The following is a 15,661-nucleotide window of genomic DNA, read 5'->3' as shown; positions in this document are numbered from 1 at the left end:
CAGGCGAACAATGCGCTGATCTCGGACGAGCTCAGACGAGCAGCGCGGCACTCATCGAACGCACTTCCTCGGCCGATTCGGCGAGGATGCTTTGCAAAGTCTCGTTATCGATAATGAAATCGATGACGGAATCGGAGGGCGTGAGCATTTCCACATACGTCACCTGCAACGGCGACTGCACGGGCGACAGTTGCTTGGCCAACAACAAGGTGTCGAGCAGGGAGTCGGGCGGAATCGACAGCAAGCCATCGCGCAAGCCTTCGATGGCTTCGCTCACGGCCAGCGGGATCAAAAGCTTCTTCATGACTTCGCGGGAAATGATTTCTTCTGCGGACTCCATCCAGTGATCCGCATCGTCGTCGAGCAGGCCGGGAAATTCGTCGGCACGCGACAACAGGTAAAAACCGCCCACCTCATGCACGATGCCGGCGAACAGCGCCGTGTCGGCATCGACGTGCGTCACGCGGCGGGCAAGCACGTGCGCCAGCGCCGCCACGTGGGCCGTGTGCTCCCACAGCTGGGCCGCCTTCTGGCGCAGGACGGGGTCGATGATCTTGCTGCCGAACTGGCGCACCACCATGGCCGCCACCAGCGCGTACAGATTGCGGTAGCCCATGCGCATGACGGCGGCGCGTACGCTGGTCACGGGCGCCGCATCGCCGCGGCTGTAGACGGCCGAGTTGGCCAGCGCAACCGTGCGCGCCGCCAGCAAGGGTTCGGCCAATACCAGCTTGATCGCATGGTCGATATGGCAGTCCGGTTCAGCCAAAGCCAATTGCAGTTGCAGTGCAGAATTAACGCTCGTGGGAAACGTTAATTCGCCGCGCACCGCTTGGGAAACAATTAAACCGAAAGCCTGTAGTTTATTCATCATACGATCAATCCGCCTCAGATATTATTCTGGCCAACAATTTCATGCATCAGAAATTGAATGCCAGGCCCGGCCTTTAGAATACAGATGGCATGTCATACGCTTGTAATGAAGAATCCGGTAATGCCAGCGCATGCAATAGCGATTCATCGCCGATGACAAACAACTTCGGCTGTTGTAATACCTGCAGCAGAAATGGCTGGCCTTCACGTAGCCGCCGGCGATAATCGGCCAGCGTATATAGGTTGGGATTGATTTTACGCCGTAAGGTTCGCTCGGCCGGCGCCAATCCCGTCAACAGATCGCCATAATTGGCTTCTTCACCCACCAGCAGCAAATCGATGGCGCTGCCAGGCATGTCCTGCCCCTTCGCCGTGGCGCCCGACACGAATGCCAGGTGCAGCTGGGCACGCAAGGGCGCCAGAGTCATGCTGAGTACACCGACGATGCCGAAGGTTTTCTGCACCAGTCCGCTCAACTCCGGATACACGAGGCTTTCCTTGTTGGGCCAGAAGCGCCGCACATTGCCGATCCGTTCAGAAGTAATCAGGCCGGACTCATGCAGCCGGCGTAGTTCCCGCTGCGCCGACGCGCTGCCCAGCCCCGTCAAGCGCATGATCTCGTTCAAGTGAAAGCCTTCATTCACGCGGACAAAGAGCAGTCCCAGCAGTTTCTGCTGGGCGGGAGTAAACAGGGCTTGGGCAATCATGCGCCAGATATTAGCATGAGCGCACTGGAAATTGGCGTGGCAAGTGCGCTTTTGCTACGCTACAACAGAGTGTGCCGACATGACGGCATCGTGCATAATCGCCATGGTTGCGCACTCCCGAACGATCGGAAAACGGCGTGCCCTCTCACACTCGCAGTTGCCGACAAACGATACTTTCAGGGGAACACTTGTATGTCATCAGCCACCAGCAGCGTGGTCGGGTTTGTCGGAGGACAGCTTGATACGGCGGCCTTTGAACACCTTTTATATCAAGACGCAGAAACAGAGCGCCTGTTGTCGGCGCAGCCGGCGCCCAGGTATGCGCATGCGGGGCACACGCTGTATCACTATCTGATATCGCTCGACCTGCACAATCCGGCGGACGTGCTGAACGCGCAGGGCGCTCTGGCCGAGTTTTTGCACGCCGCCGGCATTCCGCTATTCGTCTCGGAAAAGCCTGGCCAGCTGCACGCGCTTTTACTGGCGGCGCAGCCGAAGTGGCTGGATGTGGATCTGGCCTATGTGGCGGCACTGCTGGACAAGGCACCGCCACATGCGAAAAAAAGTGAACGGACGCAGTGGCTGCGGGCGCAATTGCTCGCGTTATTTCGCTATGCGAAGAGGCCGCCCCGTTGGCTGCAAGCGCCCAACTGGCCCATCGAGGCGCACGGTCCGCTAGTATTTTTGGGACAACTCCCGGTGGACGACTATTTTCATGACGAGGCCGCCGTCTATGTGTTTTACGATGCCAGCAAAAACGAGTGCCGATCAATACTGCAGACTTGCTGACGCCATGGCGTTCCTGGGCGCGGCTTCCTGTTTGCGTGTGTGCTGGAAGGCCGCAGTCATGGAGATAAAAAAACGGCACCAGGAATTTCTCCCTGGTGCCGTGCTTATCAGCGAACAGCGCAGATGCATATATTTAATAAGTTAAATAATTGACGAATGACCGTTGAATGGCATACGCAATAAATCTTTTCTATTACCTGGAATTTCTATCAATTAAATGATTAAAAATTTCCAGGAAAATAAAGCGGACGACATCCATGCGATTGCAATTAACTATAAATTGTACGCTGTTTGATAAAGATGACGCTTCGTCGTATGTTGCCGGATTTCGATAGCCAAAAGATCGTCGGTGGTTTCACCGGCCAGGGTGGCTTTATCGGCCAGCAGCGGGGCTTGACGCTCAACCACTTCCCACGTCTCTTTCTCTTTGAGTGCACGGTGGAAGGCCGCAGTAACGGACATAAAAAAAACGGCACCCGAAGGTGCCGTTTTTGTCAGCTAGCAGCGTAGATTACGCTTCGTCGCCGTGGTGTTGCCGGGTTTCGATGGCCAGCAGATCGTCGGTAGTTTCACCGGCCAGAGTGACTTTATCGGCCAGCAGCGGGGCTTGACGCTCAACCACTTCCCACGTCTCTTTCTCTTTGCGTGCACGGTGGAAGGCCGCAGTAACGGCCATAAAAAAACGGCACCCGAAGGTGCCGTTTTGTCAGCTAGCAGCGCAGATTACGCTTCGTCGCCGTGGTGTTGCTGGGTCTCGATATCCTGCAATGCTTCTGCAGCTTCGCCAGCCATCGAGGCTTTCTCGGCCAGCAGCAGCGCTTGACGCTCTTCCACTTCCCACGCTTCTTTCTCTTTGCGTGCGCGGTGGAAGGCCAGGCCCGTACCGCCAGGAATCAGACGGCCGACGATGACGTTCTCTTTCAGGCCGCGCAGACCATCGCGCTTGCCCATGATCGCCGCTTCGGTCAGCACGCGGGTGGTTTCCTGGAACGATGCGGCCGAGATGAACGAATCGGTCGACAGCGATGCCTTGGTAATACCCAACAAGACGTTTTCGTAGGTCGCTGGAATCTTGTTCTCAACGGCCATGCGATCGTTCTCGTCCAGCAGTTCCGAACGCTCTACCTGCTCGCCAACGATGTAGTTGGTGTCGCCGGCATTGACGATCTGAACACGGCGCAGCATCTGACGCACGATCACTTCGATGTGCTTGTCATTGATCTTCACGCCTTGCAGACGGTACACGTCTTGCACTTCGTCAACGATGTAACGTGCCAGCGCTTCGATACCCAGCAGGCGCAGGATGTCTTGCGGATCGGCCGGGCCGTCCACGATCATCTCGCCCTTGTTCACGACTTGGCCGTCATGTACCAGCACTTGTTTGTCCTTGGTGATCAAGAACTCATGCTTGTTGCCGTCCATGTCCGTGATTTCCAGACGCTGCTTGCCCTTGGTTTCTTTACCGAACGCAACCGTACCCGTGACTTCCGCCAGCATACCGGCATCTTTCGGCGAGCGCGCTTCGAACAGTTCCGCAACGCGTGGCAGACCACCGGTAATATCGCGCGTTTTTTGCGATTCGGTAGGAATACGTGCCAGCACTTCACCAACCGATACCTGTTGACCGTCCTTGACCATGATCAGCGCGCCGACCTGGAAGCCGATCGCCACCGAGTGTTCGGTGCCGGCGATCTTGACTTCTTCGTTCGCGTCGTTGATCAGCTTGACTTGCGGACGCAACGTTTTCGTCAACGAACCGCGACGTTTCGCATCGATCGCCACCAGGGTGGACAGACCGGTCACTTCGTCGACCTGACGGGCCACGGTGACGCCTTCTTCGACGTTCTCGAAACGCACTTGACCGGCGTATTCGGTAATGATCGGACGGGTCAGCGGATCCCACGTTGCCAGGGCCGTACCGGCCTTGATGACCATGCCGTCCTTGACGATCAGGGTCGCACCGTACGGTACTTTATGACGCTCACGCTCACGGCCATGGTCGTCGGTAATCAGCACTTCACCGGAACGGGAAATGACGATTTGCGCGCCCTTGCCGTTCGTCACGTAACGCATGGTTGCCGTGAAGCGGATGGTACCGTTCGACTTGGCTTCCACCGACGATGCCACTGCCGCACGCGATGCCGCACCACCAATGTGGAACGTACGCATGGTCAGCTGGGTACCCGGCTCACCAATCGACTGCGCTGCCACCACACCGACGGCTTCGCCGGCGTTGACCAGCATGCCGCGGCCCAGGTCGCGGCCATAGCACTTGGCGCACAGGCCGAAGCGCGTGTCGCAAGTCAGTGGCGTGCGAACCTTGACTTCATCGATGGACAGACGCTCGATCTCTTCGACCATGTCTTCGTCCATCAAGGTGCCGGCTTCGTACAGCGTTTCCTGGGTTTCAGGATTGACGACGTCATGCACCACCACGCGGCCGAGGATACGGTCACGCAACGGTTCGATGACTTCACCACCTTCGACCAGTGCCTTCATGACGGCGCCGTTCATGGTGCCGCAATCATCTTCGATCACCACCAAGTCTTGCGTCACGTCAACCAGACGACGCGTCAGGTAACCGGAGTTAGCCGTTTTCAGCGCCGTATCGGCCAGACCTTTACGAGCGCCGTGGGTCGAAATGAAGTACTGCAAAACGTTCAGACCTTCGCGGAAGTTCGCGGTAATCGGCGTTTCGATAATCGAGCCATCCGGTTTGGCCATCAGACCACGCATACCGGCCAACTGGCGAATCTGGGCTGCGGAACCGCGCGCGCCGGAGTCGGCCATCATGTAAATGGCGTTGAACGATTCTTGCGTCGACTTGGTGCCGTCGCGGCGGATCACGTCTTCGACTTTGAGCTGGTCCATCATGGCCTTGCCGACTTCATCCGAGGTTTTGCCCCAGATATCGACTACCTTGTTGTAACGCTCGCCGGCGGTCACGAGACCCGAGGCGTATTGCTGTTCGATCTGCTTGACTTCCGATTCGGCCGTCGCGATCAGGGTGACTTTTTGAGGCGGTACCAGCATGTCGTCGACGCAGATCGAGATACCGGCGCGTGTCGCCAGGCGGAAACCCGATTGCATCAGTTTGTCTGCGAACACCACGGTGGCGCGCAGGCCGCACTTGCGGAACGACGTGTTGATCAGCTTGGAAATTTCTTTCTTTTTCAGCGCGCGGTTCAGGACGGAGAACGGCAGGCCTTTCGGCAGAATTTCCGACAGGATCGCACGGCCGATCGTCGTTTCGTAACGCGTTACCGTTTTCTCGAATTCGCCCGTTTCGGCGTTTTTCGGGTATTCGGTAATACGCACGGTGACGCGGGTCGTCAGTTCGACTTCCTTGTTGTCGTAGGCGCGGATCACTTCCGACACGTCAGGGAACATCATCCCTTCGTTCTTCGCATTGATCGCTTCGCGGGTCGCGTAGTACAGACCCAGCACGATATCCTGGGAAGGAACGATCGATGGTTCGCCGTTCGACGGGAACAGGATGTTGTTCGATGCCAGCATCAGGGTGCGTGCTTCCATCTGCGCTTCGATCGACAGAGGAACGTGGACCGCCATTTGGTCACCGTCAAAGTCGGCGTTGAATGCGGCGCAGACGAGCGGGTGCAGCTGGATGGCCTTGCCTTCAATCAGGACTGGCTCGAACGCCTGGATACCAAGACGGTGCAGCGTCGGTGCGCGGTTCAACATGATCGGATGTTCACGGATCACGTCTTCCAGGATGTCCCACACGACCGGCTCTTGAATCTCGACCAGCTTTTTAGCGGCCTTGATCGTGGTAGCCAGACCCATCAGTTCCAGTTTATTGAAAATGAATGGCTTGAACAGTTCCAGCGCCATCAGTTTCGGCAAGCCGCACTGATGCAGTTTCAATTGCGGGCCCACGACGATGACCGAACGACCGGAGTAATCGACGCGTTTGCCCAGCAAGTTTTGACGGAAACGGCCGCCCTTGCCCTTGATCATCTCGGCCAAGGACTTCAGCGGACGCTTGTTGGCGCCGGTCATCGCTTTGCCGCGACGGCCGTTGTCCAGCAGCGAATCGACCGCTTCTTGCAGCATGCGCTTTTCGTTGCGCGTGATGATCTCTGGAGCACGCAGCTCCATCAGGCGTTTCAGACGGTTGTTACGGTTGATGACGCGGCGATACAGATCGTTCAGATCCGAGGTCGCGAAACGGCCACCATCCAGCGGTACCAGCGGACGCAGTTCCGGCGGCAGCACTGGCAGCACTTCCATGATCATCCAGTCAGGCTTGATGCCCGAACGTTGGAACGCTTCCAGCACTTTCAGGCGCTTCGCGTATTTCTTGATCTTGGCTTCGGATTTCGATTCCTTCAGTTCCACGCGCAGGGTTTCGGCATCGCGGTGGATGTCGATCGAGCGCAGCAGTTCACGGATACCTTCGGCGCCCATGAAGGCGGTGAAGTCGTCGCCGTACTCTTCGTACTTGGCGGCGTAGTCGTCTTCCGACATGATCTGGCACTTTTTCAGCGGAGTCATGCCTGGATCGGTCACGACGTATGCTTCAAAGTACAGCACGCGTTCGATGTCCCGCAGGGTCATGTCCAGGACCATGCCCAGACGCGACGGCAGCGATTTCAGGAACCAGATGTGCGCGGTCGGCGAGGCCAGCTCGATGTGGCCCATGCGCTCGCGGCGCACTTTGGCCAGGGTGACTTCGACGCCGCACTTTTCGCAGATCACGCCGCGGTGTTTCAGGCGCTTGTACTTGCCGCACAGGCATTCGTAATCCTTGATCGGGCCAAAGATCTTGGCGCAGAACAGGCCGTCGCGCTCAGGCTTGAAGGTACGGTAGTTGATGGTTTCCGGCTTCTTGACTTCGCCGTAGGACCACGAACGGATTTTCTCAGGCGAAGCGAGACCGATCTTGATTGCATCGAAGGTCTCGTTGGTCTGTACTTGCTTGAATAGATCGAGCAGTGCTTTCATGTATCACTCCAGAGGTGATTAAATTTCTATATTCCTGAGACTACATTGCCCGGCGTGGTTTCCCAGCCGGGCTTTGTGTTTCCCAAACCAAATGACAGGGTGCTGTCGTTTAGTTGCGTTCGAGGTCGATATCGATACCGAGCGAACGGATTTCCTTGACCAGCACGTTGAACGATTCCGGCATGCCGGCGTCGATCACGTGGTCGCCCTTGACGAGGTTCTCGTACACTTTGGTACGGCCATTCACGTCATCGGACTTGACGGTCAACATCTCTTGCAAGACATACGACGCGCCATACGCTTCCAGTGCCCAGACTTCCATCTCACCGAAACGCTGACCACCGAACTGGGCTTTACCGCCCAGTGGCTGTTGCGTCACCAGCGAGTAAGGACCGGTCGAACGCGCATGCATCTTGTCATCAACCAAGTGATGCAGTTTCAGCATGTGCATGACGCCGACAGTGACCTTGCGCTCGAACGCTTCACCGGTGCGACCGTCATACATGGTCACCTGGTTTTTCGAAGCGGTCATGCCCAGATTCTTGGCGATGTCGTCCGGATACGCGAGGTCCAGCATGCGGCGGATCTCTTCTTCATTGGCGCCGTCGAACACTGGCGTGGCGAATGGAACACCTTTTTTCAGGTTTTCCGCCAGCTTCATGATCTCTTCGTCGTCGAAGTCGTTCAGATCTTCCGCGCGGCCGTTGTCGTTGTAGATCGTCGTCAGGTACTTGCGCACTTGCTCGACCTTGGTTTGCGCCTTCAGCATTTCGCCGATGCGGATACCCAGACCCTTGGCAGCCCAGCCCAAGTGAGTCTCGAGAATCTGACCAACGTTCATCCGCGAAGGAACGCCCAGCGGGTTCAGCACAACGTCGGCTGGCGTGCCGTCGGCCATGTATGGCATGTCTTCCACAGGAACAATACGGGAAACCACACCCTTGTTACCGTGGCGACCTGCCATCTTGTCGCCCGACTGCAGGCGGCGTTTCACGGCCAGGTACACCTTGACCATTTTTTGCACGCCTGGTTGCAGCTCATCGCCTTGCGTCAGTTTCTTGCGCTTCTCTTCGAAGGCCAGATCGAACTGGTGACGCTTCTCGTTGATCGATTCCTTGATCGCTTCCAGCGCTACCGCTGCATCGTCGTCCGCAGGGCGGATGTCGAACCAGTGGTATTTGTCCAGATCGGCCAGGTATTCCTTGGTGATCTTGGCGCCTTTCGCCAGCTTTTTAGGGCCGCCGTTGACAACTTTGCCGATCAGCATTTTTTCCAGACGCTGGAAGGCATCGCCTTCAACGATACGCATCTGGTCGTTCAGATCCAGACGGAAGCGTTTCAGTTCGTCATCGATAATTTGCTGGGCGCGTTTGTCGCGCACGATGCCTTCACGGGTGAAGACTTGCACGTCGATCACGGTACCGATCATGCCCGAAGGCACGCGCAGCGACGTATCTTTCACGTCCGAAGCTTTTTCGCCGAAAATCGCGCGCAGCAGCTTCTCTTCCGGGGTCAGCTGGGTTTCGCCCTTCGGCGTCACTTTACCAACCAGGGTGTCGCCGGCCTGGACTTCAGCGCCGATGTAGACGATACCGGACTCATCCAGACGTGCCAGCTGATTTTCAGCCAGGTTCGAGATGTCGCGCGTAATTTCTTCCGCACCCAGTTTCGTGTCACGGGCAACAACCGACAACTCTTCGATGTGAATCGAGGTGTAGCGGTCGTCCTTGACGACGTTTTCCGAGATCAGGATCGAATCTTCGAAGTTCAGACCATTCCATGGCATGAAGGCCACGGTCATGTTCTGGCCCAGCGCCAATTCACCCAGGTCGGTCGATGCGCCGTCGGCGATCACGTCGCGCTTGGCAACACGGTCGCCCACTTGCACGATAGGACGCTGGTTGATGTTGGTGTTCTGGTTCGAACGGGTGTACTTGATCAGGTTGTAGATGTCGACGCCCACTTCACCAGCGGTCGCTTCGTCATCGTTGACGCGAATCACGACACGGCCCGCATCGATGTAATCGACGATACCGCCACGCAGCGCTTGCACGGTGGTGCCCGAGTCGACCGCAACGGTGCGTTCGATACCGGTACCGACCAGCGCTTTTTCCGGACGCAAGCAAGGCACAGCCTGGCGTTGCATGTTGGCGCCCATCAATGCACGGTTCGCATCATCGTGTTCGAGGAACGGAATCAGCGAGGCAGCGACGGAAACGATCTGGCCTGGGGCAACGTCCATGTACTGGATGCGCTCCGGGGAGACCAGGATGGTTTCGCCAGCTTCACGGGCCGAGACCAGTTCATCGGACAGCATGCCGGCGTCGTTGATGGTCGCATTCGCCTGAGCGATGATGTAGCGGCCTTCTTCGATGGCGGACAGGTAGTCGATCTGATCGGTAATCTTGGAGCCTTCGACCTTGCGGTACGGGGTTTCCAGGAAGCCGTATTCATTCAGGCGGGCATACAACGCCAGCGAGTTGATCAGACCAATGTTCGGACCTTCCGGTGTCTCGATCGGGCAGACGCGGCCGTAGTGGGTCGGATGCACGTCGCGCACTTCAAAGCCGGCGCGTTCGCGTGTCAGACCGCCGGGTCCCAGAGCCGATACGCGGCGCTTGTGGGTAATTTCCGACAGAGGATTGGTTTGGTCCATGAACTGCGACAGCTGGGACGAACCGAAGAACTCGCGAATCGCGGCCGAAATCGGCTTCGAGTTGATCAGGTCGTGCGGCATCAGGTTGTCCGCTTCGGCTTGGCCGAGGCGTTCCTTGACGGCGCGCTCAACACGCACCAGGCCGGCGCGGAATTGATTCTCGGCCAGTTCGCCCACGCAACGTACGCGACGGTTACCCAGGTGATCGATATCGTCGACTTCGCCGCGGCCATTGCGCAGTTCCACCAGGATCTTGATCACGGCCAGCACGTCTTCGTTCGACAGGGTCATGGCGCCGGTCAGTTCATCGCGGCCAATGCGGCGGTTGAACTTCATGCGGCCCACGGCCGACAGGTCGTAGCGGTCCGAATTGTAGAACAGGCCATTGAACAGCGCTTCAACGGAGTCTTCCGTTGGCGGTTCGCCTGGACGCATCATGCGGTAGATCGCCACTTTCGCAGCCATCTGGTCGGCGGTGTCGTCGATACGCAGGGTTTGCGAGATGTAGGCGCCCTGATCCAGGTCGTTTGTGTACAAGGTCTGGATTTCGGAAATGTTGGCATCGCGCAGGCGGCCCAACAGATCTTCGGTCAGCTCATCGTTCGCGGAAGCGACGACTTCACCGGTGTCGCCATCGACGATGTTCTTCGCCAATACGCGGCCCAGCAGGTAGTCTTCCGGTACGGAAATGTGCTTGATGCCGGCAGCTTCGATATCACGCACGTGTTTCGCGTTGATACGCTTGTCTTTCAGCACCAGGGTCTTGCCCGACTTGTCGACGATGTCGAAACGCGCCACTTCGCCGCGCAGACGTTCGGCGACGAATTCCATTTCCGCGCCTTCGGAGCGCAGATTGAAATTGTCGAAGACGAAGAAATTGGCCAGGATTTGCTCATGCGACATGCCGATGGCTTTGAGCAGGATCGTTACTGGCATCTTGCGGCGGCGGTCGACGCGGAAGAACAGGATGTCTTTCGGGTCGAACTCGAAGTCCAGCCACGAACCGCGGTAAGGAATGATACGCGCGGAGAACAGCAGTTTGCCGGACGAGTGGGTCTTGCCGCGGTCATGCTCGAAGAACACGCCAGGCGAACGGTGCAGCTGGGAAACGATAACCCGCTCCGTGCCGTTGATGACGAACGAACCGGTGGTCGTCATGAGCGGCAATTCGCCCATGTAGACTTCCTGTTCCTTCATCTCTTTGACGACGGGCTTGGTTGGCGATTCCTTGTCCAGGATCACCAGACGCACTTTCGCGCGCAGCGGCGACGCGAACGTCAGGCCACGTTGTTGACATTCTTTGACGTCAAAGGCAGGATCGCCGAGAACGTACGACAAGAATTCGAGACGCGCAAAACCATTGTGCGACACGATAGGGAAAATCGAAGTGAAAGCCGACTGCAGGCCATCATTCTTGCGGCCGGACGGTGCTATGTCCTCTTGCAAGAAGCTATGATAAGACTCGAGCTGGGTCGCCAGCAGGAACGGAACGTGGTGAACGTTGGCGCGCTTCGCGAATGATTTGCGAATGCGTTTCTTCTCAGTAAATGAGTAGTGCATGGACACTCCGTGAGTGACAGAAAGGATAGAAAATTCAGGTTTTGCAAGTGTTCGTTTGCACCGCTGCGTGTGACACAGACGAAACCTCAAGGCTCTGCTTTCCGGCTTGAATCGAATAAAAACTGCTGCTACAACTACATGACAAATACGATGCAGACGACAAAGGAGCCAAAGTCGGATTTCCCCCCTTGCGAGGGGAAACCTCAGACTTTGACTCGGGCGCTAACTGCCGCCGGTACAGATATTACTTGATCGAAGCGGTTGCGCCGGCTTCTACCAGTTTCTTCTGTGCAGCTTCAGCGTCAGCTTTCGACACTGCTTCTTTCACAGTTTTTGGTGCGCCATCGACCAGGTCTTTAGCTTCTTTCAAGCCCAGGCCGGTGATTTCGCGAACTGCTTTAATAACGCCAACTTTGTTTGCGCCGAAGGTGTCAAGGATGACGTTGAATTCGGTTTGTTCTTCAGCAGCTGCTGCTGGGCCTGCTGCAGGACCGGCCGAAGCCATAGCTGCTGCGGACACGCCGAATTTTTCTTCGAATGCTTTAACCAGGTCGTTCAGGTCCATTACGGACATGGCGCTAACTGCTTCCAGGATATCGTCTTTGCTAATTGCCATTTTGAAACTCCTAAATTTATTACGTTAGTTACATCAGATTGGTACTGAGAGAAAAAAGCGCGCGCAATTAAGCGGCTGCTGGGGCTTCTTCTGCTGCTGCTTCTGCAGGAGCTTCGGCGCCTTCGCCTTTTTTCGCTGCCAGGGCAGCCAGACCACGTGCAAAGCCCGAAACCGGAGCCAGCATAACGCCCAACAACTGCGAAATGAGGACTTCACGGCTAGGAATGCTCGCCAACGCGGTGACAGCAGCTGTATCCAGCGGCTTGCCTGCGTAGTTACCTGCTTTGATGACCAGTTTGTCGTTGGTTTTAGCGAAGTCAGCGATGACTTTAGCTGCTGCAACGGCATCGGCCGAGATCGAGTAGATCAACGGGCCGGTCATGGCATCTGCCAGGCTGGCGAATGCGGTACCTTCAACGGAGCGACGAGCCAGAGTGTTTTTCAACACACGCAGGTACACGCCTTGGGCACGCGCTTTAGCACGCAGTTGCGTCAAGTGACCAACCTGGATGCCACGATATTCGGCCACGACGATCGTTTGCGCATTTGCTACTTGTGCGGAAACTTCGGCGACGACGGCCTTTTTGTCATTCAGATTGAGACTCACGGTCAACCTCCTTAAATGATGTTCGGCAATCACAACCGAGTGGTTGAGCGCCTTGCATCGGTTCGAACACGGCGTCCGAAGTCAAGAAGTACTAAACTGAGCGGATGAATTCACGCAGCATGAGGACTACAAAACTTGTTCGGGTACACCATCTGCGTTGGGCACTTGCCGTTGCCGGCAAGCCTATTAACCTTCTGCATGTGCGATCGCAGTCGGCCCAACGGTCTTTGATTGTCTGCCTGCCTGGTGCGAACACCGGGCAGACAGCCCAAAGATGCGCCCGCAGCGCCCGAAGGCGCTACAGGACTTGATTCTGTTACTTAAGCTGCCAGGCTAGCCTGGTCAACACGGACGCCAGCGCCCATGGTCGACGACAGCGAAACTTTGCGCAGGTACACGCCTTTGCTCGATGCTGGCTTGGCTTTGTTCAGTGCGTCGATCAGTGCGACCAGATTCGACTTCAGATCTGCGTCAGCGAACGATTTACGGCCGATGGTAGCGTGGATGATACCGGATTTGTCGGTACGGTACTGAACTTGACCGGCTTTCGCGTTTTTCACGGCGGTAGCGACGTCAGGAGTAACAGTGCCAACTTTCGGGTTAGGCATCATGCCGCGTGGGCCCAGGATCTGACCCAGGGTACCAACGATACGCATGGTATCTGGCGAAGCGATAACGATGTCGAAAGGCATGTCGCCGGCTTTGATCTGCTCAGCCAGGTCTTCCATACCAACGATGTCGGCGCCAGCTGCTTTAGCAGCTTCCGCTTTTTCGCCCGACGCGAATACTGCCACGCGTACGGTTTTGCCGGTACCAGCTGGCAGCACGACGGAGCCGCGCACCACTTGGTCGGATTTCTTAGGGTCAACACCCAGTTGTACCGATACGTCGATCGATTCATTGAACTTGGCCGTCGCGCACTCTTTGATCAGAGCGACAGCGTTGTCGAAAGCGTACACTTTGGTACGGTCGACTTTGGCTTTCAAAGCCTTGATACGTTTGGATAACTTAGCCATTATACAACACCTTCCACCGTGATACCAATCGAACGAGCGGAACCAGCGATGGTGCGTACAGCAGCATCCATGTCGGCAGCGGTCAGATCAGGGGTTTTCAATTTAGCGATTTCTTCAGCTTGTGCGCGGGTCAGCGTACCGACTTTGTCGGTATGTGGCTTCGGCGAACCTTTGGTGATCGCAGCAGCTTTTTTGATCAGGTAGGTTGCTGGAGGCGTCTTCATCACGAACGTGAAGGACTTGTCAGCGAACGCGGTGATCACGACTGGAATTGGCATGCCTGGCTCCAGACCTTGGGTCTGTGCATTGAAGGCCTTGCAGAATTCCATGATGTTCAGACCACGTTGGCCCAGAGCTGGACCGATTGGTGGGGATGGGTTTGCTTTACCAGCTGGCACTTGCAGCTTGATAAAACCAATGATTTTCTTTGCCATGATGGCTCCTATCTTGGATTGAGTAGTAGCGCCCCGCCGATCCTACCCTGGCGGGGCTCCTCTGACCGGATTTCGCTGAGACTGCCGCGACGCTCCTGGTGGCGCTTGATAATACTTAAACTTTTTCGACCTGGCCGAATTCGAGCTCTACCGGGGTAGCGCGGCCGAAAATGGTGACCGAGACGCGCACTTTGGATTTCTCGTAGTTGACTTCTTCGACATTGCCGTTGAAGTCCGTGAACGGACCATCCTTGATGCGGACTTGCTCGCCCACTTCGTACAAGGTCTTTGGACGGGGCTTTTCAACACCTTCCTGCATCTGCTTCATGATGCCATCGATTTCGCGCGCGGAGATCGGCGTCGGCTTGTTCGACTTGCCACCAATGAAACCGGTAACCTTGCTGGTATTCTTGACCAAGTGCCAGCTCTCGTCCGTCATTTCCATTTCAACCAGCACATAGCCAGGATAGAAACGACGTTCGGTGACGGACTTCACACCATTCTTGACTTCCACAACTTCTTCGATCGGCACCAGGATCTGGCCGAACTGGTCTTGCATGCCCGCGCGCTCGATGCGCTCGGTCAGTGCGCGCATGACGCTTTTTTCCATGCCGGAATAAGCATGCACGACATACCAGCGCTTGCTGCTGACTGGCACGCTCAGCGCTGCACCAGTGTCCGCCACCGGAGCGTCGCCCGGAACGGACTCGTCCGCCGCTTCATCATGCACATTTTCGCTCATTATTTTTTCCAACCAAGAATTACGTCATACAACAAAAACTCGAGCAATTTATCCGTGCCCCACAGGAAAATCGCCATGACCAGCACAAAGGCAAACACGATCGCAGTAATCTGCGTGGCTTCTTTGCGGGTAGGCCAAACGACTTTCTTGGTTTCGCGCACAGCTTCTTTGGCGAAATTGAGAAATTCACGGCCGGTCGTCGAGACATACAAGAGCGCAACAGCAATAACCAAACCAGCCACAAGCGCGCTTGCACGCACCAGAGCTGGTTGGCCTGCCAGGTAATAAAACCCGACTACTCCTGCAATCGCAGCCACTATTGCCAGCGCGACTTTTATCTTGTCACTCGACGTGCTAACGGTTTGCACGGATTGATTTGACATTTTTCTACTTTCGGTGCCCTGCACCTTGACGGTGGCAGGGACGGAGGGCATCGAACCCCCAACCTTCGGTTTTGGAGACCGACGCTCTGCCAATTGAGCTACGTCCCTACGTAAAACTTTCGAGGAGTGCTATTCTACCACCCAGGACGCCCCGGGTGGAAGCATAACATTTCCTTATGCGAGGATTTTTGCAACCACGCCGGCGCCGACGGTACGGCCGCCTTCGCGGATAGCGAAGCGCAGACCTTCTTCCATCGCGATCGGGTTGATCAGCTTGACGGTGATCGACACGTTATCGCCTGGCATGACCATT

At 56.5% G+C, this 15,661-nt stretch carries 12 protein-coding genes, 1 tRNA gene and 1 pseudogene; 1 reads left to right on the top strand and 13 read right to left on the bottom strand.

The window, feature by feature from the left end:
- Positions 1-31 precede the first annotated feature (31 nt).
- Positions 32-871, bottom strand: coding sequence for an HDOD domain-containing protein (locus tag KO538_RS27475; protein WP_034753622.1), 840 nt, complete (start codon positions 869-871; stop codon positions 32-34).
- Positions 872-947: 76 nt separating this feature from the next.
- Positions 948-1,499 carry an ArsR family transcriptional regulator gene (locus KO538_RS27470; protein ID WP_257620616.1) on the bottom strand — a complete coding sequence of 184 codons (552 nt, stop codon included), beginning with the start codon at positions 1,497-1,499 and terminating at the stop codon, positions 948-950.
- A 273-nt stretch (positions 1,500-1,772) separates the two neighbouring features.
- On the opposite strand from KO538_RS27470, the gene KO538_RS27465 reads away from it, so the two are divergent.
- Positions 1,773-2,369, top strand: coding sequence for a hypothetical protein (locus KO538_RS27465; RefSeq protein ID WP_219330248.1), 597 nt, complete (start codon positions 1,773-1,775; stop codon positions 2,367-2,369).
- A gap of 273 nt (positions 2,370-2,642) precedes the next feature.
- On the opposite strand, the gene KO538_RS27460 is transcribed toward KO538_RS27465, so the two are convergent.
- From KO538_RS27460 to KO538_RS27410, 11 genes and pseudogenes are all read right to left on the bottom strand, one after another.
- Entirely contained in the window at positions 2,643-2,831 is a 189-nt protein-coding gene (locus KO538_RS27460) for a hypothetical protein (RefSeq protein WP_219330247.1), read from the bottom strand.
- Positions 2,832-3,092: 261 nt separating this feature from the next.
- Entirely contained in the window at positions 3,093-7,334 is a 4,242-nt protein-coding gene (rpoC, locus tag KO538_RS27455; protein ID WP_034753138.1) for a DNA-directed RNA polymerase subunit beta', read from the bottom strand.
- 109 nt (positions 7,335-7,443) lie between these two features.
- A complete protein-coding gene (gene rpoB / locus KO538_RS27450; protein WP_046682083.1) occupies positions 7,444-11,550 on the bottom strand; it encodes a DNA-directed RNA polymerase subunit beta in 4,107 nt (1,368 codons plus the stop codon).
- Positions 11,551-11,794: 244 nt separating this feature from the next.
- On the bottom strand, positions 11,795-12,166 hold the full coding sequence (gene rplL, locus KO538_RS27445; RefSeq protein ID WP_034753136.1) for a 50S ribosomal protein L7/L12: 372 nt from the start codon (positions 12,164-12,166) through the stop codon (positions 11,795-11,797).
- A gap of 67 nt (positions 12,167-12,233) precedes the next feature.
- Positions 12,234-12,773 carry a 50S ribosomal protein L10 gene (gene rplJ, locus KO538_RS27440; RefSeq protein WP_034753621.1) on the bottom strand — a complete coding sequence of 180 codons (540 nt, stop codon included), beginning with the start codon at positions 12,771-12,773 and terminating at the stop codon, positions 12,234-12,236.
- Positions 12,774-13,093: 320 nt separating this feature from the next.
- Positions 13,094-13,789 (bottom strand): 50S ribosomal protein L1, encoded by a 696-nt coding sequence (rplA, locus tag KO538_RS27435; RefSeq protein WP_034753134.1) that lies wholly within the window; start codon positions 13,787-13,789, stop codon positions 13,094-13,096.
- A complete protein-coding gene (gene rplK / locus KO538_RS27430) occupies positions 13,789-14,223 on the bottom strand; it encodes a 50S ribosomal protein L11 (protein WP_034753131.1) in 435 nt (144 codons plus the stop codon). The genes rplA and rplK overlap by 1 nt, the downstream gene beginning before the upstream one ends.
- Positions 14,224-14,338: 115 nt before the next feature.
- Positions 14,339-14,965, bottom strand: coding sequence for a transcription termination/antitermination protein NusG (gene nusG / locus KO538_RS27425; protein WP_034753130.1), 627 nt, complete (start codon positions 14,963-14,965; stop codon positions 14,339-14,341).
- Complete coding sequence (gene secE / locus KO538_RS27420) at positions 14,965-15,348, bottom strand: preprotein translocase subunit SecE (protein WP_010394308.1); 384 nt, start codon at positions 15,346-15,348, stop codon at positions 14,965-14,967. The genes nusG and secE overlap by 1 nt, the downstream gene beginning before the upstream one ends.
- A gap of 32 nt (positions 15,349-15,380) precedes the next feature.
- Positions 15,381-15,456 (bottom strand) — tRNA-Trp (locus KO538_RS27415).
- A gap of 66 nt (positions 15,457-15,522) precedes the next feature.
- Positions 15,523-15,661 (bottom strand): annotated as a pseudogene (locus KO538_RS27410) (elongation factor Tu); the annotation flags it as partial.

This window comes from Janthinobacterium sp. NKUCC08_JDC (assembly GCF_019345575.1).
GTDB classification, from domain to species: Bacteria; Pseudomonadota; Gammaproteobacteria; order Burkholderiales; family Burkholderiaceae_D; genus Janthinobacterium; species Janthinobacterium aestuarii.
This window is presented reverse-complemented; position numbering and strand designations above follow the sequence as displayed.